Origin of the sequence: Pseudomonas sp. DTU12.1, assembly GCF_009873475.1 — a bacterium.
GTDB lineage: Bacteria > Pseudomonadota > Gammaproteobacteria > Pseudomonadales > Pseudomonadaceae > Aquipseudomonas > Aquipseudomonas proteolytica.
Window position 1 is genome coordinate 348,484 of sequence record NZ_CP045254.1, and the last position, 20,701, is coordinate 369,184.

Annotated in this window: 16 protein-coding genes; 14 read left to right on the forward strand and 2 right to left on the reverse strand. The window is 63.4% G+C overall.

The features are described 5' to 3' along the window. The first annotated feature begins 20 nt into the window (after positions 1–20). The 5 genes from GDV60_RS01565 to GDV60_RS01585 all read left to right on the forward strand — a co-directional run bounded on the left by GDV60_RS01565 (position 21) and on the right by GDV60_RS01585 (position 6,883). Positions 21–1,079, forward strand: a complete 1,059-nt coding sequence (locus tag GDV60_RS01565; protein WP_159906048.1) for an HlyD family secretion protein — start codon at positions 21–23, stop codon at positions 1,077–1,079. Continuing rightward, positions 1,076–2,512 (forward strand): efflux transporter outer membrane subunit, encoded by a 1,437-nt coding sequence (locus GDV60_RS01570; RefSeq protein ID WP_029298792.1) that lies wholly within the window; start codon positions 1,076–1,078, stop codon positions 2,510–2,512. Before GDV60_RS01565 ends, GDV60_RS01570 begins: the two co-directional genes overlap by 4 nt. Before the next feature lie 318 nt (positions 2,513–2,830). Continuing rightward, positions 2,831–3,340 carry a sigma-70 family RNA polymerase sigma factor gene (locus GDV60_RS01575; protein WP_029298794.1) on the forward strand — a complete coding sequence of 170 codons (510 nt, stop codon included), beginning with the start codon at positions 2,831–2,833 and terminating at the stop codon, positions 3,338–3,340. After that, a complete protein-coding gene (locus tag GDV60_RS01580; protein ID WP_092232593.1) occupies positions 3,337–4,293 on the forward strand; it encodes a FecR domain-containing protein in 957 nt (318 codons plus the stop codon). The genes GDV60_RS01575 and GDV60_RS01580 overlap by 4 nt, the downstream gene beginning before the upstream one ends. A gap of 136 nt (positions 4,294–4,429) precedes the next feature. Continuing rightward, entirely contained in the window at positions 4,430–6,883 is a 2,454-nt protein-coding gene (locus GDV60_RS01585; RefSeq protein ID WP_159906050.1) for a TonB-dependent siderophore receptor, read from the forward strand. Positions 6,884–6,927: 44 nt separating this feature from the next. Here the strand turns inward: GDV60_RS01585 and GDV60_RS01590 are convergent, their stop codons facing one another. After that, positions 6,928–7,635, reverse strand: coding sequence for a DUF3142 domain-containing protein (locus GDV60_RS01590; RefSeq protein WP_159906052.1), 708 nt, complete (start codon positions 7,633–7,635; stop codon positions 6,928–6,930). Beyond that, positions 7,632–9,788 (reverse strand): outer membrane assembly lipoprotein YfiO, encoded by a 2,157-nt coding sequence (locus GDV60_RS01595; RefSeq protein WP_159906054.1) that lies wholly within the window; start codon positions 9,786–9,788, stop codon positions 7,632–7,634. Before GDV60_RS01595 ends, GDV60_RS01590 begins: the two co-directional genes overlap by 4 nt. Positions 9,789–9,936: 148 nt before the next feature. Between GDV60_RS01595 and GDV60_RS01600 the strand changes: the two genes are divergently transcribed. The 9 genes from GDV60_RS01600 (at position 9,937) to pgaA (ending at position 20,694) form a co-directional block, all read left to right on the forward strand. Beyond that, positions 9,937–10,179 carry a DUF2789 domain-containing protein gene (locus GDV60_RS01600; RefSeq protein ID WP_029298808.1) on the forward strand — a complete coding sequence of 81 codons (243 nt, stop codon included), beginning with the start codon at positions 9,937–9,939 and terminating at the stop codon, positions 10,177–10,179. A gap of 226 nt (positions 10,180–10,405) precedes the next feature. Next, entirely contained in the window at positions 10,406–10,816 is a 411-nt protein-coding gene (locus GDV60_RS01605; RefSeq protein WP_029298811.1) for a MarR family winged helix-turn-helix transcriptional regulator, read from the forward strand. Continuing rightward, entirely contained in the window at positions 10,813–12,891 is a 2,079-nt protein-coding gene (locus GDV60_RS01610; RefSeq protein ID WP_029298812.1) for an FUSC family protein, read from the forward strand. Before GDV60_RS01605 ends, GDV60_RS01610 begins: the two co-directional genes overlap by 4 nt. Beyond that, positions 12,888–13,097, forward strand: a complete 210-nt coding sequence (locus GDV60_RS01615) for a DUF1656 domain-containing protein (protein WP_029298814.1) — start codon at positions 12,888–12,890, stop codon at positions 13,095–13,097. Before GDV60_RS01610 ends, GDV60_RS01615 begins: the two co-directional genes overlap by 4 nt. Continuing rightward, on the forward strand, positions 13,094–13,984 hold the full coding sequence (locus GDV60_RS01620) for an efflux RND transporter periplasmic adaptor subunit (protein WP_133714066.1): 891 nt from the start codon (positions 13,094–13,096) through the stop codon (positions 13,982–13,984). The genes GDV60_RS01615 and GDV60_RS01620 overlap by 4 nt, the downstream gene beginning before the upstream one ends. Then, entirely contained in the window at positions 13,981–15,423 is a 1,443-nt protein-coding gene (locus GDV60_RS01625; RefSeq protein WP_133714065.1) for an efflux transporter outer membrane subunit, read from the forward strand. Before GDV60_RS01620 ends, GDV60_RS01625 begins: the two co-directional genes overlap by 4 nt. Before the next feature lie 81 nt (positions 15,424–15,504). Continuing rightward, positions 15,505–16,137 (forward strand): hypothetical protein, encoded by a 633-nt coding sequence (locus tag GDV60_RS01630; protein WP_029298821.1) that lies wholly within the window; start codon positions 15,505–15,507, stop codon positions 16,135–16,137. Between the two features lie 308 nt (positions 16,138–16,445). Next, positions 16,446–17,942, forward strand: a complete 1,497-nt coding sequence (locus tag GDV60_RS01635) for a YdgA family protein (RefSeq protein ID WP_092232615.1) — start codon at positions 16,446–16,448, stop codon at positions 17,940–17,942. Between the two features lie 301 nt (positions 17,943–18,243). Then, a complete protein-coding gene (gene pgaA / locus GDV60_RS01640; RefSeq protein WP_159906056.1) occupies positions 18,244–20,694 on the forward strand; it encodes a poly-beta-1,6 N-acetyl-D-glucosamine export porin PgaA in 2,451 nt (816 codons plus the stop codon). Positions 20,695–20,701: the final 7 nt, after the last annotated feature.

Below are 20,701 nucleotides of genomic sequence, written 5' to 3' on the forward strand. Positions count from 1 at the left end.
GACTGAAACAAAGGATTCCCATGAAACGTAAAGACCAGATTGCCGTGACTGTTATCGCCGTGTGCGCCGTGGGCGTGCTGGTGTACCTGCTGGCGCCGGGCGTGTTTGGCAGCAAGCGCCAGACCACCAACGACGCCTTCGTCGCTGCCGACTACACCCTGGTGGCGCCACGGGTGGCCGGGTTTATCAAAGAGGTGCTGGTAGAGGACAACCAACAGGTCAAGGCCGGGCAGTTGCTGGCGCTGATCGATGACCGCGACTTGCGCGCCGCCGCCCAGGCCGCCGATGCCGAAACCCTGATGGCCCAGGCCCAACTGAAAAACGCAGTAGCCACCCTTGAGCGGCAAAGCTCGGTGATCGCCCAGGCCCAGGCCACAGTGGCCGCCGATCGCGCCGAAGTGGCCTTTGCCGAACACGAATTGAGCCGCTACAACCACCTTGCCGGTGTCGGCGCCGGCACTGTGCAGAACGCCCAGCAAGCCAAGACCCGCATCGACCAGGCCAATGCGCGGCTGGCCAACGCCACGGCGGTGCTGGCCGCCGAACGCAAGCAGGTGGAAATCCTCAGCGCCCAGCGCGATGCGGCTGAAGGCGGCTTGAAGCGGGCCCAGGCCGCGCTGGAAATGGCCAGTTATCAGCTGTCGTACACACGCATCGTCGCGCCGGTGGACGGTATGGTCGGCGAGCGTGCGGTGCGGGTCGGGGCCTTTGTCACCCCGGGCAGCAAGATCCTCGCCGTGGTGCCGCTGGCCGACGCGTATGTGGTGGCCAATTTCCAGGAAAACCAACTGTCCCACATGCATGCCGGCCAAACGGTTGAAGTGCGGGTCGACAGCCTCGACGGTGAAGTGCTCCAGGGCCACCTGGAAAGCCTGGCGCCGGCCACGGGCGTGACCTTCGCCGCGGTCAAGCCAGACAACGCCACCGGCAACTTCACCAAGGTGGTGCAGCGCATCCCGGTGAAAATCATCCTGGAGCCGGGTCAGGCGCAGGTCCATCGCCTGCGGGTCGGGATGTCGGTGGAGGCCAGCGTCAACACCCATCCCAGCGCGCAGCAACGTGAGGTGGCGCAGCAATGAGAAAACTCGCGCTGCTTACTCTGAGCATGATCAGCCTGGGCGCTTGCACCGTCGGCCCGGACTTTAAGCGGCCCGACACCCAGTCGGCGACGCAATGGGCCGAGCCCCAGGGCCGCCAGGCCGCCAGCCGCGCGGTCAGCGACCCGTTGGAAGAACAGTGGTGGGACGTGTTTCACGACCGGCAACTGTCGGCCCTGGTGCGCCGGGCACTGAGCGACAACCTCGACTTGAAACTGGCCAGCAGCCGCCTGCAACAGAGCCGTGCGGTGCGCCAGGTGACGACCGCCGGGCGCTATCCAGAGGTCAGCGCCGATGGCAACTACGGCCGCAAACGCAACAGCGCCAATGGCCTGAGCGACCCGTCCGGCAACAACGGCCGTTCGGCCTTCAACCTGTGGGACGCCGGTTTTGCCGCTTCCTGGGAGCTGGATTTCTGGGGCCGGGTAAGGCGCGAAACCGAAGCTGCCGACGCCACCCTGCAAGTGGCCGAAAACGACCGCCGCAGCGTACTCCTGTCGGTGCTGGCCGAGACCGCCCAGGACTACATCCAACTGCGCGGCGTGCAAAGCACCCGTGCGGTCACCGAGCAAAACCTCGACGTGGCGCGCCGTAGCCTGAAACTCTCGCAACTGCGTTTGGCCGATGGCGTGGCGACCCACCTGGATGTCGCTGAAGCCGCTGCGCAAGTGGCCGCCATCGAAGCGCGACTGCCGGATTTGCAGCAGCGCCAGGACCAGTTGATCAACGCCCTGAGCCTGTTGATGGGCCAGGCGCCGCAAGCCTTGCATGCGCAACTGTCGCAGGACGGCGCAGTGCCCCAGACCCAGCGCCAGGTTGCGATTGGCCTGCCGTCGCAACTGGCACAGCGCCGCCCGGACATCCGCCAGGCCGAAGCACGCCTGCATGCGGCGACCGCCAGCATTGGCGTGGCCAAGGGTGACTTCTACCCGCGTATCACCCTGTCGGGCAGCCTCGGTTCCCAGGCCATGCAATTGTCGGATCTGGGCTCCTGGGGTTCACGCACCTTTGCCTTCGGCCCGTCGCTGAGCCTGCCGCTGTTCAACGGTGGCCGCCTGCAAGGCATGCTCGACCTGCGCGAGGCCCAGCAGCAGGAAGCGGCTCTGGCTTACCAGCAGACCGTGCTGCGCGCCTGGCATGAGATCGACGACCAGTTGACCCGCTACAACGCCAGCCAACTGCGTCGCGACAGCCTCGCCGAAGCGGTGCGCCAGAACCAGATCGCCCTGGACACCGCCCAGCACCAGTACGTCGAAGGGGTGGTGGATTTCGTCAACGTGCTCACGGTGCAGAGCGCCTTGCTGGCGACCCAGGAACAATGGGTGGAAAGCTCCACCGGCGTGTCCCTGGCCATGGTCGGCCTGTACAAGGCACTGGGCGGAGGCTGGGAGTCGGTGTACCCGTTGTCCAGCTAGATCATGTTGGTTTGGTAATGGGCTTGTTGTGTTGAACTGGCTTGTGGTGGTGAGCGGGCTTGGTGTGGCGAGCGGGCTTGCCCCGCGCTGGGCTGCGCAGCAGCCCCAACAACACACCGCTGTTTTCCAGACACACCGCGCAGATAGGTTTTAGGGCTGCTGCGCAGCCCAGCGCGGGGCAAGCCCGCTCGCCACACCAAACCGGCTCACCACAATAAGCCTGCGGGGCACAATCCAGGGGCTCTGAAAACAAAGATTTTGCCAGTCGCGACACAAGCTGTAATGATAATTGCTCTCAATAATGTATCCGAGCGATTCATGGACACCGCGACTGACGGCCAGCAACAGCTTCATCTCCTGTACCGCGACCATCATGGCTGGCTGCAAGGCTGGCTGCGCAAGCGCCTGGGCGACCGTGAGCACGCCGCCGATGTGGCCCAGGACACGTTCCTGCGCCTGTTGGTGTCCGGGCGTTTTCCCGGGGCCAAGGAAAGCCGCAGCTACCTGACGCAGATCGCGCGCAACCTGGTGATCGACCAATGGCGGCGCCTGCGCATTGAGCGCGCCTATCTGGAAAGTATCGCGCACTTGCCCGAGCCGCAGTCGCCGTCACTGGAGACCCGCGCCCTGATCCTCGAAACCCTGATGCAGATCGACGCCATGCTCGACCGCATGCCCGAGAACGTGCGCCGCGCGTTCCTGTTGTCGCAGTTCGAAGGCCTGACCTACGCGCAGATCGCCGAACGCCTGGGGGTGACGATCAGTTCGGTGCAGAAGTACATGACCCGCGCGATCATCGCCTGCTACCAGGTGGCCTACGAAGAATGAGAGCCCGCCATGACGCGCCGATTGCCCCGGCTGTGGTCGAGCAGGCCAGCGAGTGGTTAATGCTGCAATGGGGCGGCGAATTCGACGGGGCCCAGCGCCAGGCCTTTGCCCATTGGCAGGCTGCCGACCCGGAGCATCGCCGCGCCTGGCAGCGTTTGCAGCAGTTACAGCAGACCTTGGGCGGCGTGCCCGCCGACAGCGCCCGTGCGGTGTTGCGCGACGCGCCAGACCCCCAGCGTCGGGCCGCGTTGAAACTGCTCGGGTTGCTGCTGGTGGCCGGTGGCAGCGGTTATTGGGTCCAGGGCAGCCAGCCCTGGCAGGCGGCCTTTGCCGAGCATCGCACCGCTACCGGCGAGATTCGTCACCTGACCTTGAGCGACGGCACCCACCTGGACCTCAACAGCGACAGCGCCATCGACCTGCGCTTCAGTGCCACTGAGCGGCGCATCCGCCTGATTCGTGGCGAGATCCTACTGACCAGCGGCCACGACCCATCCCGCCCGTTGATCGTCGAGACCGCCGCCGGCGATATCCAGGCCCTGGGCACCCGGTTTGCCGTGCGCGAACTGGACGACGGTAGCCGCGTTGATCTGTATGAAGGGCGCTTGCAGGTGCGCCCGGTGCAGGGTGTGCCAGTGCTGATGAACGCGGGGGACAGCCTGTGGTTCAGCGCAACCCAGACCTCGGCGGTGACCGCGCTCGATGCCAACGCCAGCAGTTGGACCCAGAATCGCCTGATCGCCGAGCGCCAGCCGCTAGGGCGCTTTGTCGCTGAACTGAGCCGCTATCGGCCAGGGGTTTTGCGTTGCGATGAATCGGTGTCGGGCCTGTTGCTGACGGGCGTATTTCCCCTGAATGACACCGACGCGATCCTCGCAGCGCTGGAGCGCTCGCTACCGGTGCAGGCACAGGCGGTGACCCGTTACTGGGTCACCATCAAACCCAGGGCCTGACACACCGCCATCGCCGGCAAGCCGGCTCCTACAGGGTCTTTGAAAAAAATCTGATTTTCTTTTGTCGGTTTTCCAATCCCGTGCGGGATACCTCTTGAAAGCCAATCAAGAAGCGTTCTCACGGGGGAGTCCTGCAATGCCGCACCACCCAATCCAACCTCTGGCCCGCGCCCTGCGCCGTGGCCTGTTTATCAGTGTGCTGGCGACTGTACCGGTCGTCCCGACCATGGTTCAGGCCCAGGAGAGCGCCGGCGAAGCCTTGCGCCAATACAACATCCCCGCCGGCAGCCTGGACCAGGCGTTGAACCGTTTCGCCAGCGCCTCGGGGATTTTGCTCTCGGTGGATGCGGCACTGACTTCTGGCAAACGCAGCCCTGGCTTGCAAGGTCGCTATGCCACCGGGCCTGGATTGGAGCAGTTGTTGGCGGGCAGCGGCCTGGTGGCGATGCAATCCGCGGGTGGCTGGTCGGTGCAGGCGATTTCGGGGGACGGCTCGGTGCAATTGGGCGCGACGCGGATCAGCGCCCAGCAGGCCCAGGAGAACGCCTGGGGCCCGGTCGACGGCATCGTCGCCACGCGTAGCGCCACGGGCAGCAAGACCGATGCGGCACTGGTGGAAATCCCCCAGACCATCAACGTCATCACCGCCGCCGAAATCAAGGCGCGCGGTGCGCAAAGCGTGACCCAGGCGTTGCTCTACACCCCAGGCATGAGCGCCGGTGGTTTTTCCGACCGGGTGAAGCTGTTCGATGAGCCGACCTCCCGTGGTTTCTCGCCAACGCCCCTGTACCTCGACGGCCTGCACTTGCCGTACGGCGGTGGCAGTACCGGCGGTGCGTTGCAGATCGAGCCCTATTCCCTGGAGCGCATCGAAGTGCTCAAGGGCCCGGCATCGGTGCTGTACGGGCACAACCAGCCGGGCGGCATCGTCAATATGGTCAGCAAGCGCCCCAGCGAGACGCCGGTGCGCCAGGTGGTGCTCGAAGCCGGCACCTACGAGCACAAGAGCGCGGCCCTCGACCTCAGTGGCCCGTTGGATGACCAAGGCCAATTCTTCTATCGCCTTACTGGACGACTCAAGGACGAACAGGGCGAGATCGATTACTTCGAAAACAAGCGCCAATTCATCGCGCCCAGCCTGACGTGGCGACCCAATGACGACACCAGCCTGACCCTCTTCGCCCAATATCAGAAAGACAAGGGCGTGCCCGAAGCCCAGGGGCTGCCGGCCTCCGGGACGATCTGGAAAAACCCGAACGGCAAGATCGACCGTGATCTGTTTATCGGTGAGCCAGGCGTCAACAAATACAACCGCGAACAGGTCGCCTTCGGCTACGAGTTGTCCCATCGTTTGAACGACACCTGGACCCTCAAGCAAAACGCGCGCTATGCCGAAGTGGACGACCGCTACGTGGCGCCGTTGCACGGCTATCGGTTTGTCGCCAACCCGGCCACCGGCGCCATGGATCAACGCTACCTGCAGCGCTTCGGTGTGGATTGGCGGCAGAACAACAAAGTCATCGGCGTGGATAACATCGCCCAGGCCGAGTTCAACACTGGCGAGTTTTCCCACACCCTGATCGTGGGCCTGGACTACTACCATTTCAATTCCAAGTTCCTCGGCCTCTACGACCGCAATCCGCCGATCATCGACCTGTTCACGCCGGTCTACGGCCAGCCGCTGAATTTTGGCCAGCCGTACCGCTGGGACAACACCATCACCCAGACCGGCCTGTATGTGCAGGACCAGATCAAGTGGGACAAGTGGGCGCTGGTGCTGGGCGGGCGTTATGACTGGGCCAACGTGGTCAACAAGGTGCCGCTGAGCGGCGACCGCACCAGCAGCAAGGACCAGGCATTCACGGGGCGCGCGGGCCTGGTATACCTGTTCGATAACGGCCTGGCGCCGTTTATCAGCTACTCGGAATCCTTCCTGCCGCTGTCCGGCACCGATGCCAACCAGAAGCCCTTCGACCCGTCCACCGGCAACCAGTATGAAGTCGGCGTGAAGTACCAGCCGCCGGGCCAGGAAAGTTTTGTGCAGGTCTCGGTCTACCAACTGGACCAGGAAAATATCCTGACGGCCATTCCGCTCACCAACTTCAGCAGCCAGAGCGGCGCCATGCGTTCGCGCGGCGTCGAGTTCGAAGCCAAGGCGGTGTTGAGTGACGCTTGGGATGTGGTCGCTTCGGCGGCGCGCAACGACATCAAGTACACCAAGGACGACGAAGGTCGCGAAGGCCGCCACCCGGCGGGCATCTCACCCCTGACGGCGGCGTTGTGGGTCAACTACACGGTGATCGGCGACAGCCCCCTGGCCGGCCTCGGCGCAGGCCTGGGTGCCCGCTACTCGCGCAGCAGCATGGGTGACTATTTTGCCGGCGCCTTCACGGTGCCGTCCTACACCGTCTACGATGCCAGCCTGAGCTACGACCTGGGCGCCTCGCCCCTCAAGCTCAAAGGCGTGAAGCTGGCGATGAATGTGCAGAACCTTGCCAATAAAACCTATGTGTCGCAGTGCACCAGTGACCTGGACTGCTACTACGGCGAAGGGCGCACGGTGGTCTCGAGCCTGACCTACGACTGGTAAGGCACAACCCTATAGGAGTCGGCAAGCCGGCTCCTACAGGTTGATCAGTGGGGATTCTGCAAAAACACCACATACCCGCGAAACCACTCACTTTCCTGCAAATACTCCGGCTCCTGCCAATCCCCGCCCTGGATCAAGCCGATCTTGAACGGCAGCCCCAGCCGGTTCATCCGTGGCAGGTACGCCGCGTAGTCCGGGATGCTGCGGCGCCCTTGGTAGGTCTGCACCACCACTTCATCCACTACGCCGTTGAGCTGGGCGATGGCGGCCGGGTCGGCGTTGCTGCTCCAGTCCATCAGGCCGGTGATGCTCAGGCGCAAATCCTTCGGCAGGCGCTGGCGCAGGTCCTTGAGGAAGTCGGCGTATTCATGCAGGTATTGGGTGCGGGCATCGAAGTCGATCTGGATACCCACCACCGGATTGCCTGCGGCTTTCCAGCGCTGCACTTGTGCCAGCAATTTTGTGTAGACCGGCTCTGGCCAACGCAGGGTGTGGGCGCGGTAGACCACCCACACCTCACCCTGGCGGATGCGCGGCACGCTCATGCCCTGGGCGATGAACTGCACGCCAAGGCTGGGTTGGCGGCGGGTCGAGTTGATCTGGCCCTGGAGGATGTACAGGGTCTTGGCCTGCTTGAGCACCGGCTGTGGGGCGACGCCGCTCCACAACCAGAAAGCGTCATAGTCGTGGGCGTCGACGGTGGCGAAGGCCGGGCTCGCCAACAGCAGCAAGCCTAGCCACAGGTGTTTCACCAGTAGTACTGCAGCGACTTGCCCCACTGCGTGTCGGCAAACCCGGTTTTCAACTGGCGGAACCAGCCTTTGCGCACCGCCTTGTCGACGTCTTCGCCACCGCAGCTGTTATAGCCCGAAGGTGCATAGCAGTTGATCGCCCGGAACAGCGCATAAGCCTTGTCGTCCCGAGGCGCCTTGGGGTTGGCGATCACCTGCTTATAGCCATCGAGCCGCGAGAAGGTTTCACCGCTGAAACCCGATGCGGTACTGCCCAGGCTGCCGGCCGAGCGCGCCTCTTCCAGGGGCATGCCGTCCAGGCCGTTGCGCAGGATGAACTCACCCAGGCAGTTGAGGGCGTGTGGGTTTTTCGCGTCGTTTTGCAAGGTGCTGGCGGTTTGCGCGATGGTCGGGCAGGTGTAGCCGGACGGCGCCTTGTCGCCGCTCCAGCGGAACAAGGTCAGCGCCTGGCCACCGTCGTACACATAGCCCAGGCTAGTGCCGATTTTATCTGCGGCAGGCGAGGCCGGCAGTTGCTGCAAATCCTCGGCAAACGTCGCGAACTGGCCGCGCAACAGGTCTTTGTAAAGCAATACAAATTGCGCGGTACTGCGCTCCAGCGGGTCGCTGGCCTGGCTGATCTGCTGGCGCAGCAACTCGGGGCCGGCGACGCTGCGTAGCAGGATATAGCGCACTTGCGCAGTCTGGATCGGCGAGTCGGCGGCGAACACCTTGGCCAATTGGCCGCTGCGTTCGTAGTTCATCGCCAGGGCCAATTCCAGTTGCTCGCGCTGCAACGGTTGCTTGGCCAGTGGCAGCAGTTGCAGCCACAGCGTTTCTGCGCCTTTCCAGTCGTTCTTGGCTTCCAGGGCCAGGCCGCGCAGGGTTTGCTGGCTGAATGCCAAGTAATCCAGGCTCGCTGGCAGCGCTGGCGGCAGATGTTTCAGCGCCGTGTCCGGCTGGTGCTCGACATACAGGGCAAACGCCGCCTGCAGGTAGCCGTACAGCGCCGGCTCGTTGGCAAATGCAGCCTTCTGGGCGTCGAGGGTGGCGCGGGTCAGCTTGGGCGGGTTGTTGGCGCGCATCCACATCAGGTCGTTGATCGCCAGCAACAGCGGGTTGCGGATGGTCTCGGCGTAGCTGGTCAGCAGCTTGTTGTCGGTTTCTTCCACCAGTTCATCGATAGACCCATTGCGCTCGGCATCGCTGGCCTCGGTCAGTTGCCAGGCGTAGTCGTCGGCCAGCTTGGCCGCATCGCCGGCCAGCCAATGGACCCGACGCAGCAGGCCGCGAGCGGAGGCCGCGTAGTCGCCCTGTGGATAAGTCTTCAGGTAGCTGAGAAAACTGTGCTCGGCTTCATCCAGGGCCGACTTATCCACAGCCTGGCGCTGGGGCAGGCCGTATTCATCGAAGGCGTTTTCCTGGGCATGGTTGAGCGACGCGCGGGCGATCATGTACACCGCTGTTTCCTTCAGCCACGGCAACGTGGTCACGGTGACGGCGGCAAACCCACGCTCGGCATACACAAAGCGCCCGCTGTAAAAGTCGGCAGCGGCGAGCAGGTAGGTGGTCAGTTCACGGCCCTGGGTGGATGCAATCAACTGGGGTTCGAGCAGCACTTCGCCCTGCCAGTCGCAGGTGCCAAGCAATTTAAGGCGTGCATTGGCCAGCAGCACCCGCTCATTCGCCGGCACATCGGCCTTGATCACTTGGCGTACAAATTCGGTGGCGCTCTGCACATTGTTGCTGCGACAGCGACTGCCTTCGCCCCACAAAAACTGATCGCCTGCCGCTGCCGTGGCCTCGCGCTGGATGCCCAGCGAGGCCAGCAGTTGCGCAAGCTCCGCGCCTTGTTCCTCAGGCGCCTGCCCCTCGGGAGGGCGGGGCACCAGGCGATACACCGGGAACGGGACCGGGCCAAAGCCCTGGGCCAGGTCATCTTCGCCCAGTGCATTGGGGGTCAGGGGCGCGTTCTTTTTCGCCGCGAGCAATAGGCGCAGGTTGGTCCGGCTGTCATTGCCGGGGCTCAGAAAAGGCATGTTGCTACAGGCGGTCAGCGAATCCTGGGAGACGCGCCAGTCGGGGTAGCACGAGTCGTCGCCACTGGCCTGGGCCTGTAGGGATACACCGGCACACAGTGCCAGGGTCAGGGATGACAGAAGACCGATGCGCATGAATTGTCCTTATTCCGAGTGTCCGCGAATGCCGCTGGGCAAAGGTGAAGATGATAGCGTGAACATTGCAAGATGTTGCACCGGTAGCCGCCATTCGCTGAGTTTTATCGGTCTAGACTGTGGGCAATTACCTGGTTTGGGAGTTGTCATGGAATCGCCTGTTCACAGCCTGCCGTCATTGTTCAAACAGCTTGGGTTGCCCGATGACGCCCTCAGCATTGAGCGTTTTGTCGCCGTGCATTCACCGCTCAAGGCGGAGTTAAAATTGGAAGATGCGTTTTTCTGGACGGATAGCCAGAAGGCTTTTTTGCGCGAGGAAATCCTCGAGGATGCGGATTGGGCGCATGTGGTGGATGAACTGAATGTGCGGTTGCGCCGCAGTCGCCTGTAGGAGCGAGCTTGCTCGCGAAGGTCGGTAACGATGGCGTGGGTAACCTGGATCAACGCGGTGTATTGGCGTTTTTCGCGAGCAAGCTCGCTCCTACAGGCCACAGCCCGCCGCCTATCAGGGAATTTGTATCAAAAGTTGACGAGATTCCATTCCTCGATCATATTGATAGTTAGCAAACTAACTGTATGCGAACTATCCCGTGTCCCACTCCCTCGAACACCTTCACATGAGCCTCAGCAGCAGCATGGTGGCTGGCGCCCGTCACTGGCGCAAAATCTGCCAGAGCACCCTGGTGAGCTACGGTATTTCCGAAGCCTGCGCAGTGCCTTTACTGATGATCGGCCGTCTCGGCGACGGCGTGCATCAAGTCAAGGTGGCCCAGGCCTCGGGGATGGAAAGCCCGTCCCTGGTGCGCCTGCTCGACCAACTGTGCAGCAGTGGTTATGTGTGCCGCACCGAAGATATCCACGATCGCCGCGCCAAGGCCTTGAGCCTCACCGAGCGCGGTCGGGAGCTGGTGCAAGCCGTGGAGGCGCAACTGGTGCGCCTGCGTCGTGAAGTGCTGGCCGACATTGCGCCCACCGATATGCAGGCCGCGCTGCGTGTGTTGCGCGCCTTTGAGGCGGCGACGCTTTGAACGGATTTTTCAGCGGCTTTCCGCCCGCTCGCGACTGGTTCTACGGCGTGCGTACCTTCGCCGCCTCGATGATCGCGTTGTACATCGCCATGCTCATGCAAATGCCGCGTCCGTATTGGGCGATGGCCACGGTGTATATCGTCTCCAGCCCGTTTGTCGGCCCCACCAGTTCCAAGGCGTTGTACCGCGCCATCGGCACCTTGATGGGCGCGGCGGCGGCGGTGTTTTTTGTGCCGATGTTTGTACAGTCGCCCTACATTCTGGTGGTGGTGATTGCGTTGTGGACGGGCACTTTGCTGTTCCTTTCCATGCACCTGCGCACAGCCAATAACTACGCCTTGATGCTGGCCGGCTACACCCTGCCGCTGATCGCCCTGCCAGTGGTGGATAACCCCCTGGCGGTGTGGGATGTGGCCGAGGCGCGGACTGAAGAAATCTTCCTCGGCATCGCAGTGGCCGCCGTGGTGGGCGCGATGTTCTGGCCGCGCCGCCTGATGCCGGTGTTCGATGGCTCGGTGGCCAAGTGGTTTGCCGATGCCCAGGTCTACAGCCAGCGCTTTCTGACGCGCAATGTGCAGCCTGAAGAAGTCAGCAACCTGCGCGGCGGTATGGTCGCCACCTTCAACACCCTCGAATTGATGATCGGCCAGTTGCCCCACGAAGGCGCACGGCCGCAGACCGTGCGTAACACCAAGGAACTGCGCGGGCGCATGATCCACCTGCTGCCGGTGGTGGATGCCCTGGATGATGCGTTGTACGCCATCGAACACCGCGCTCCGGCGTTTCTCGATCGCCTCACGCCGATACTCCAAGCCACCCAGCAATGGCTGCAAGACACCCAACAAGGCGCACCGCTGGAAAGCTGGCGCGCCTTGCGTGACCAGCTAGACGCCCTGCAACCCCAAGGCGAAGCGCTGGACGATCGCCACACCCTGCTGTTTTCCAACGCGTTGTACCGCCTTGGTGAGTGGATCGATTTGTGGCAAGACTGCCGCAGCCTGCAAGCCGCCATCGAGTGCGAAAGCCAGGACACCTGGCGCGCCGTCTACCGTCACTGGCGGCTGGGCCGGCTCACGCCATTTCTTGACCGTGGCCTGATGTTTTACTCGGCGTTCTCCACCGTCACCGCGATCATCGTCGCCTCGGTGCTGTGGATTCTGCTGGGCTGGACCGACGGCGGCAGTGCGGTGATTCTGGCGGCGGTGGCGTGCAGCTTCTTCGCCTCGATGGACGACCCGGCGCCACAGATTTATCGGTTCTTTTTCTGGACGGCAATGTCGGTGCTGTTCGCCAGCCTCTACCTGTTTCTGGTGCTGCCCAACCTGCACGATTTCCCGATGCTGGTGCTGGCGTTCGCCGTGCCGTTTATCTGCATCGGCACCCTTACCGTGCAGCCGCGCTTTTACCTGGGCATGTTGCTGACGCTGGTGAACACTTCGTCATTCATCAGTATCCAGGGGGCCTATGATGCGGACTTCCTCAACTTCGCCAACGTCAACCTGGCCGGTCCCGTGGGCCTGCTGTTTGCTTTTGTGTGGACGCTGATCGCCCGGCCCTTTGGCGCCGAACTGGCGGCCAAGCGCCTGACCCGCTTCAGCTGGCGCGACATTGTCGGCCTCACCGAACCTGCGACCCTGGCCGAGCACCGGCACATGGCCGTGCAAATGCTCGACCGCCTGATGCAGCACCTGCCGCGCCTGGCCCTCACTGGCCAGGACACCGGCATTGCCCTGCGTGATTTGCGGGTGGCACTGAACCTGCTCGACCTGCTGGCCTACTCGCCGCGCATCCTCGGCGTGCCACGGGTGTTGCTCAACCAGGTGGTCGAAGGTGTCGGCGCTTACTTCAAGGCCTGCCTTAAAGCCGGTGAGCGCTTGCCCGCGCCCAGCGGCCTGTTGATGACCCTCGATCGCACGCGCCGCGCGCTCAACGGCCAGGGCCTGCAAGGCGAGGGCGATACCCGCCTGCACCTGTTGCACGCCCTGGCCGGCCTGCGCCTGGCGCTGTTGCCTGGGGTTGAATTCATTGGCGGCGCCGAGATGCAAGCGCCGCTGCCCGATGGAGCGCCTCTATGATCGGTGACCTGGATATCAGCGGGGTGTTCCTGCCCACGCTGCTGGTGCTGATGGGCATTACGTATGGCTTTTACCTGGTGGTGCACGGGCTGTTGAACCGCGTCCACTTCTATCGCCTGGTCTGGCACCGGGCATTATTCAATGTGGCTCTCTACGCGCTGTTGCTGGGCGCTGTGGACTCACTCAGTCGATACCTGATGACATGAAAAAACCTTTTTTGACGATTGGCCGCGTGGTCCTGACGTTGCTCGTAGTGACCTTCGCCTGCGTCGTGGTCTGGCGCATGGTCATGTATTACATGTTCGCCCCCTGGACCCGCGACGGGCATATCCGTGCCGACATCGTGCAGATCGCCCCGGACGTGTCCGGGCTGATCCAGCGAGTGGACGTGCGCGACAACCAGTTGGTGAGCCGTGGCCAGGTGCTGTTTTCGGTGGACCAGGACCGCTTCAAGCTGGCCCTGCGCCAAGCCCAGGCGGCCGTGGCCGACCGCCAGGAAACCCTGGCCCAGGCCCAGCGTGAAGCCAAGCGCAACCGGGGCCTGGGCAACCTGGTGGCCAGCGAGCAACTGGAAGAAAGCCAGTCCCGCGTGGCCCGCGCCCAGTCGGCCCTGGCCCAAGCGCAGGTGACAGTGGACAGCGCTCAGCTCAACCTCGACCGCTCGGTGATCCGCAGCCCGGTGGATGGCTACGTCAACGACCGTGCGCCCCGGGCTCAGGAGTTCGTGACCGCCGGGCGCCCGGTGTTGTCGGTGGTGGACAGCAATTCCTTCCACATCGACGGCTATTTTGAAGAGACCAAGCTGGACGGCATTCATGTCGGCCAGAGCGTGGATATCCGCGTGGTCGGCGATAGCGCGCGCTTGCGCGGCCATGTGCAGAGCATCGTCGCCGGGATCGAAGACCGTGACCGCACCAGCGGCTCCAACCTGCTGCCCAACGTCAACCCTGCCTTCAGTTGGGTCCGCCTGGCCCAGCGGATCCCGGTGCGCATTGCGTTTGACGATGTGCCGGCGGATTTCCGCATGATTGCCGGGCGCACGGCCACCGTGTCGATCATCGATGACCAGGCAAAATCCGGAGACCAGCCATGAAGCAACTGCTGGCGACTGCCGGGCTGGGGCTGCTGCTGTCGGCCTGCCAGGTGGTGGGCCCGGATTACCAGTTGCCCGACGCAGCCGCCGTCAACCGTGGCGACCTGCAGGGCCAACTGGCCGGGCAGGGCAACAATGTGGTCTCGGCCCCGGTACCCGCCGACTGGTGGAAGCTGTACCAGGACCCGCGCCTGGATGAACTGGTGCGCCAGGCCATGGCCTCCAATACCGACTTGCGCGTGGCCGCGGCCAACCTGCAACGGGCGCGTTTCCAGGTGCAGGAAGCGCAATCGGCGGGCGGTTGGAGCGGCGGGGTCAAGCTCGGCGCCCAGCGTTTGCAGGAGTCCGGCGAAGCCTTTTTGCTGGCGGACAAAGTACCGGTGGCCAATGTCGGCGATATCGGCATCACCACCTCTTATCAGTTCGACCTGTTCGGCACCCTGCAGCGCGGTATCGAAGGCGCCCAGGCCAATGCCGACGCGACCCAGGCCGCGGTGGATACCGCGCGCATCACCTTGGTGGCGGACGTGGTGCGCTCCTACACCCAGGTGTGCGCGGCCAACGAAGAGCTGCACATCGCCCGCCAGTCCCTGGATTTGCAAGCCCAAAGCACACGCCTGACCCAACGCCTGCGCGACGCCGGGCGCGGCGATGAAACCCAGGTCACCCGTTCGCAAACCCAATTCAAGTCGCTGCGTGCCGAACTGCCGCGCTTTGAGGCGGCGCGCCAGGCCGGTTTGTTCCGCCTGTCGATGCTCCTGGCCAAGCCCCTGGACCAACTGCCGGCCGGCACCCGCGATTGCGCCGAGTTGCCGCATATCGCCCAGTTGCTGCCGGTGGGCGACGGTGCAACCCTGCTCAAACGCCGCCCCGACGTGCGCCAGGCCGAACGCCGGCTGGCGGCGGCGACGGCGGGAATTGGCGTGGCCACCGGCGAGTTGTACCCGGATATCAGCATCGGCGCCTCCATCGGCACCGTGGGTATTATCGACAACCTTGGCAAACCGGCCACCAACCGCTGGGGCTTCGGCCCGCTGTTGAGCTGGACGGTACCGTCCAACGGCTCGCGTGCGCGCATCCATGAAGCCGAAGCCGCGACCCAGGGCGCCTTGGCGCACTTTGACGGGGTGGTACTCAATGCCATCCGCGAGACCCAGACCGGGCTGGCGCAATACACCGCGCAACTGCAGCGCCGCGATGCGCTGGCCGAGGCCGAGCAGTCGGCGCAACAGGCCGCCGACCAGACGCACCGCTTCTTCCAGGCCGGCCGCGAGTCGTTCCTCGCCGACCTGCAAGCCACCCGCACCTACACCGACATGCGTGCGCAACTGGCGCAGGCCAACACGCAGGTGGCAATGAGCCAGATCGACCTGTTCCTGGCCTTGGGCGGCGGCTGGGAAAGCGGACGAACGCACGGTGCAGAACCCGGCAAACCCTGAGGCGATTGCTATGCTTTGATCAGACGGGCTTGCGTGATGGCCCGCTGATCACTGCCTGCGTTGCTCATGGGGATTCCAATAATGAAAAACCCTTATGCTCCCGCTTTCTGGTGCGTGCTCTTCGCACTGGTGTTGTTATCGGCGACTTACTTCTACGGTGTCATGCTGGCCCATCAACTGGATAAGGCCATGGTGTTCCTCGACAGCGCCTGCGCGCTGATCGCCGCATTGTCCGTTGGCGTGGTGGCCTGGGCGTCGTACCAGGGCCAGCGCACCCAGAAAAAAATCCTTGAACAAGGCAAGACGCGGGTCGCGATCTGGGACACCAAGGTCGCCCTGCGCCGGGTCGAAACCGTGTTCGACCGCTACTTCTGGGGCAGCTACTGGCAGCCTGGGCGGACGTTCCAGGAAGTCATGGGCGAACTGACCGGCACCCCCCTCGAAAAAAGCCTCGAGGCCCTGAAAAAACAATGCGTGCTACTCGACCGGCAAGTGGCCGAAGGGCGACATTGGCTGAACAACGCCCGGGAGCTGTCCGACGTCGCCACTGCCATGGCCCGCGAGCGTTACCAGTTGGACTTCTACGACCCCAAGGCCGACACCCCGGGCAATGCGGTGATCCACCGCGAGTTTGAAGTGCTGGTGTACACCTGGACCGCCCGGCTGAAGAGCTTCGACCACCAACTCGACGAAATCGAGATGGAATACTCCTGACCAAGCGCAACATTTCCCCGTGGCGAGCGGGCTTGCCCCGCGCTGGGCTGCAAAGCAGCCCCAAAACCTGCCCCCTTGGTGTATCAGGAAGACCGAGGGGGGGCTGCTTCGCAGCCCAGCGGGGGACAAGCCCCCTCGCCACAGTGTTCCCTGTCCACCCCCTGGACCCCGCCGTTAGCCACAAGAGATTGCAACGAGCCCCCCCGCCAGTGCTAACCTTGCCCCGTTTTCGGCGGGCTTGAGCCGACGCCCACTTCGGGAGTCAGGGAAGACAGCCCACTTCGCACAGGATTGGATCAGGACACTTCATGAATAAATCAGCCGTTGTACTCTTGGGTTTTGTTGCCGCCGTCGGCGTGGTCAGTGCCGGCGGTGCCTGGTACACCGGCAGCCAGTTGGAAGGGGTGTTGAAAACCACGATCGAAGACGCCAACAAGGAGATGGAACGCTCCCTGGCCGGTGTCGATGGCCGCATGACCCTGGAGATGGTCTCCCTGGATCGCGGTTGGTTCAGCAGCACCGGCCACTTCCGCCTCAAGGCCGAAGGCGCGGCGTTCGGTGAACAGTTCAAAGACAGCGAGCTGCTGTTTGTCGACCGTATCGAACACGGCCCGCTGCCTGTCTCGCGCCTGATTACCCTGAAGTGGTGGCCAGTGCTGGCTACCAGCCATCTGGCCCTTGAGAAGAACCCGACCACCGAAAAATGGTTCGCCGCCACCAAGGATGTTTCGCCAATCAACGGCGTGGCCAACATCAGCTTCAACCGTTCGGTGAACGGCAACATGGAACTGCTGCCCCTGGAGTACAAGGACGCCACCACCAGCGTCAACTTCTCTGGCCTGAAGATGGACTACTTCAACACCGCCAAGGGTGAAGAGATTAAGGTCAATGGCTACATGGACGCCCTCAAGGTGGACCTGGTCGGCCCTGATGGCGCACCGTTCCAGGCGCAACTCAACGGCCTGACCGTGGCCAGCAACCTGTCCAAGAGCAGTTTCGGCTTTTATGTCGGCCAGAACACCGTCGAGCTGAGCAACACCCAGTTCACCTTTGGTCCACAACAAGCGGTGCTGACCGTCAAAGGCTTCGAGCAGAAAGACAGCAGCGAGACCAAGGACAACAACCTCAGCGGCCGTGTTGATTACAAAGTCGCCGAGATCGGTTACCAGGGCAAACCAGTCGGTTCGGCGGCCATGGCCGTGAGCATGAAGAACATCGACGTGCCGGCGGCCATGGTGCTGACCAAGCTGTATCAGGACAAGATGCAACCGGTGCAGGCTGCCCAAGCTGCCGGGCAACCGATTCCAGAACTGCAACTGAGCGAAGCCGAACAAGTGCTGGCCCAGGCCAATGTCGACCTGCTGCTGGCCGCCAAACCGCAAGTGGCCCTGGAAAACCTGGCCCTCAAGACCGCCAATGGCGAAAGCCGCTTCAACCTAGTGGTAGACCTGACCAAACCGTCCACCATGGAGCTGCCACCGGTTGAACTGGCCAAGCAGATGATCACGCTGCTGGATGCCAACCTGACCCTGTCCAAGCCGATGATCTCTGACATTGCTGCACTGCAAGCGCAGATCGGTGGCGTGACCGACCCCAAAGCCATCGAGCAGCAATCCCAGATGGCCAGCGAGATGGTCAGCGGGATGGCCGTGGGCACGCAACTGGCAACCCTGGAAGGCAACGACATCCTGGCCAAGCTGCACTACGCCAACAATGAAGTGACCTTCAATGGCCAGAAAATGACCGTCGAGCAGTTTATCGGCGGCGTACTGGGCAAGCTGGGTGCGGTCAGCGGCGCGCAATAAGCCCCTGTAGGCCAACACCGAAGCAAAAATGTGGGAGCGGGCTTGCTCGCGAATGCGGTGTATCAGTCAACATATCCATGACTGACCCACCGCATTCGCGAGCAAGCCCGCTCCCACATCTGATCTCCACTGTTTTGTAGGACGATTCTGAACAATTGTCCTGATTTGCCCAATTCCATACCCTTCTCAAGGATATTGCGCCCCAGGAAAGCTTGGCCGGGTCCCCAGACACCGGCGGCCTGATGCGTGTTGTACAGGCGAACCTATCGCTACAGCTTTCCCGAGTAAGGAAGCTGACGACATGCTGCGTAATTTCTCTCCCACCGGCCCTGGCCGTCTGCGTCTACTGATCGGTGCTGCCTTGCTGCTGCCAACCCTGGCCGTGGCCGATCCTGCCTACGACTCCCTGATTCGCCAGGCCCGCACCGGCAACTACACGCCGGCGCTCAACCTGTTGCGCCAATTGCCTGCCGAACGCCAGACCGCTGGCCAGGTCAGCGACCACCTGCTGATTGCCAGCTGGGCGCGCCAGGATGATGAAGTACTCAAGGTCTATGAGCGCCAGGGGCGCCAGCGCCAACTGACCACTCAAGCGCTGACCACCGTGGCTCGCACCTACCGCAATCAACAGCGCTGGGCTCCCGCCGAGGCCGTGTATCGCCAGGCGTTGCTGCGCGAACCGAACAACCCGCAGCTGCAACTGGGCCTGGCCCTGACCCTGGCCGATGGCGGCAAAGCCGCCGAAGCCGTACAGCGTGCCCGCACCCTGGTGGTGGCCAAGCCCGAGGATGTCGAGCGGCGCATGGCCCTGGGCTACGCGTTGTCCCGTGCCGGGCAGCCGTTTGATTCACTGTTCGAGTTCGACCAGGCGTTTATCCGCGCCGGCAACCAGCCCGAGGTGGTGCGCGAATACCTGATCGCCCTGCAACGTGCACGTATGCCGGAACCGGCCTTGCGCCTGAGCGCGCTGCACCCCGGCCTGCTGGACCCGGTGACCCAGCGCCGCCTGGAAGGTGACTTGGCTGCCGAACGTGTGCGCCTGGCTGAATTCCCGACGCGCAGTGAAAGCGAACGCTTTGTGATCGCCGACCGCGCCCTCAAGGATTACGACCAACTGCTCGCCACCTGGACCCCGGATGCCAGCGCCCATGACGATGTGGTGCGCTGGCGTATCGACCGGATGGGCGCGCTCAAGGCCCGTGCACGTACCGCCGAGGTGATCCACGACTACGAAGCCTTGCAAGCTCAAGGCGTGCAACTGCCTGGCTACGCCCTGCGCTGGGTGGCCGCCGCCTACCTCGATCAACGCCTGCCGGAAAAGGCTGCGCCGCTGTTTCGCCAAGCGGTGGCCGCGCCGGACGCCGACCCCAGCAACCAAGTGGTAGACAGCACCGCGCTGTACTACTCCCTGCTGGAAAACGACCAGACCGGCGAGGCCCGCGCCGTCGCAAACGACCTGGCGAGCACGCAAAAGCCTCGGGTTGAACTCAAGGGGCTGCCCCTCGGCAACCCCAACGACGCGTGGCTGGCCGCCCAGCAACTGGCGGCCCAGGCCGCGACCTACGGCGCCGATCTGCCAACCAGTGAAAAAAGCCTGGAGAACCTGGTGCGCACCTCGCCCGGTAACGTCGGCATGCGCGTGGCCCAGGCGGACATGTTCCGCGCCCGCGCCTGGCCGCGGCGTGCGGAGATTGCCCTAAAGGACGCAGAAAACCAGAACCCCCGCCATATCGACCTGGAAGTCTCCCAAGGCTACAACGCGCTGGAGCTGCAGGAGTGGCGCCAGCTTGATGTGCTCGCCGATGACGTGGTCGACCGCGCCCCGGAAAACCGTCAGGTCCAACGCCTCCAGCGCCTGCGCAAGGTGCATGAGATGGCCGAGCTGCGCATCGAAGCCGAGACCGGTAAAAGTCATGGCGGCGGGGCGGTGTCGGGTAGCCGCGACTGGGGCATCGAAACCCTGCTCTACAGCCCGCCCATCGATGAAGACTGGCGGATATTCGGCGGTATCGGCTACGCCACCGCCGACTTTGAAGAAGGCACTGGCCACCACCGCTGGCAGCGCCTGGGCGTGGAACGGCGCACCCGCGATATGACCCTGGAGGCCGAAGTCTCCAATCATTCCTACGGCAAAGGCACCAAGCAAGGCGCACGCCTGGCGATTGCGCGAGACATCAACGACCACTGGCAGTACGGGGGCAGTCTTGACTACCTGGCCGCCAGCACACCGTTGCGTGCGCTCAATGCCAACGTCACGGCCAATGGCGGCAGCGGGTTTATCCGCTGGCGCGCCAACGAGAGCCGTGAGTGGAGACTGGCGCTGAGCCCGTCCCACTTCAGTGACGGCAACGACCGTGTCGAGGCGCTGCTCAGCGGCCGTGAGGGCGTCTACCGCTCGCCGGGCGTGCAAGTGGACCTTGGCCTGGAAGTCGCCGCCAGCCGCAACAGCAAGGAAGAAGCCGCGTATTTCAACCCGCGTTCAGACTTCAGCGTGCTCCCCACGGTGAGCGTCAACCATGTGCTCTATCACCGCTACGAAACCCAGTGGAGTCAGCAGTTCCAGGCCGGTGCGGGCACCTACAGCCAGCGCGATTACGCCACCGGCGCCATTGGTTTGCTCAGTTACGGCCAGCGTTATCGCTGGAACGACGTACTGGAAACCGGCGCCAACCTGAGCTGGATCAACCGACCTTATGACGGTCAGCGCGAAAGCGATGTGCGCCTGCTCGTCGACCTCACTTACCGTTTCTAGAAGAGTC

Coding starts and splice junctions, on each gene's coding strand:
- GDV60_RS01600 (WP_029298808.1), top strand. CDS start 9,937: ATGGAATCGCCTGTTCACAGCCTGCCGTCATTGTTCAAACAGCTTGGG.
- GDV60_RS01605 (WP_029298811.1), top strand. CDS start 10,406: ATGAGCCTCAGCAGCAGCATGGTGGCTGGCGCCCGTCACTGGCGCAAA.
- pgaA (WP_159906056.1), top strand. CDS start 18,244: ATGCTGCGTAATTTCTCTCCCACCGGCCCTGGCCGTCTGCGTCTACTG.
- GDV60_RS01615 (WP_029298814.1), top strand. CDS start 12,888: ATGATCGGTGACCTGGATATCAGCGGGGTGTTCCTGCCCACGCTGCTG.
- GDV60_RS01625 (WP_133714065.1), top strand. CDS start 13,981: ATGAAGCAACTGCTGGCGACTGCCGGGCTGGGGCTGCTGCTGTCGGCC.
- GDV60_RS01575 (WP_029298794.1), top strand. CDS start 2,831: ATGGACACCGCGACTGACGGCCAGCAACAGCTTCATCTCCTGTACCGC.
- GDV60_RS01565 (WP_159906048.1), top strand. CDS start 21: ATGAAACGTAAAGACCAGATTGCCGTGACTGTTATCGCCGTGTGCGCC.
- GDV60_RS01630 (WP_029298821.1), top strand. CDS start 15,505: ATGAAAAACCCTTATGCTCCCGCTTTCTGGTGCGTGCTCTTCGCACTG.
- GDV60_RS01585 (WP_159906050.1), top strand. CDS start 4,430: ATGCCGCACCACCCAATCCAACCTCTGGCCCGCGCCCTGCGCCGTGGC.
- GDV60_RS01570 (WP_029298792.1), top strand. CDS start 1,076: ATGAGAAAACTCGCGCTGCTTACTCTGAGCATGATCAGCCTGGGCGCT.
- GDV60_RS01635 (WP_092232615.1), top strand. CDS start 16,446: ATGAATAAATCAGCCGTTGTACTCTTGGGTTTTGTTGCCGCCGTCGGC.
- GDV60_RS01595 (WP_159906054.1), bottom strand. CDS start 9,788: ATGCGCATCGGTCTTCTGTCATCCCTGACCCTGGCACTGTGTGCCGGT.
- GDV60_RS01580 (WP_092232593.1), top strand. CDS start 3,337: ATGAGAGCCCGCCATGACGCGCCGATTGCCCCGGCTGTGGTCGAGCAG.
- GDV60_RS01620 (WP_133714066.1), top strand. CDS start 13,094: ATGAAAAAACCTTTTTTGACGATTGGCCGCGTGGTCCTGACGTTGCTC.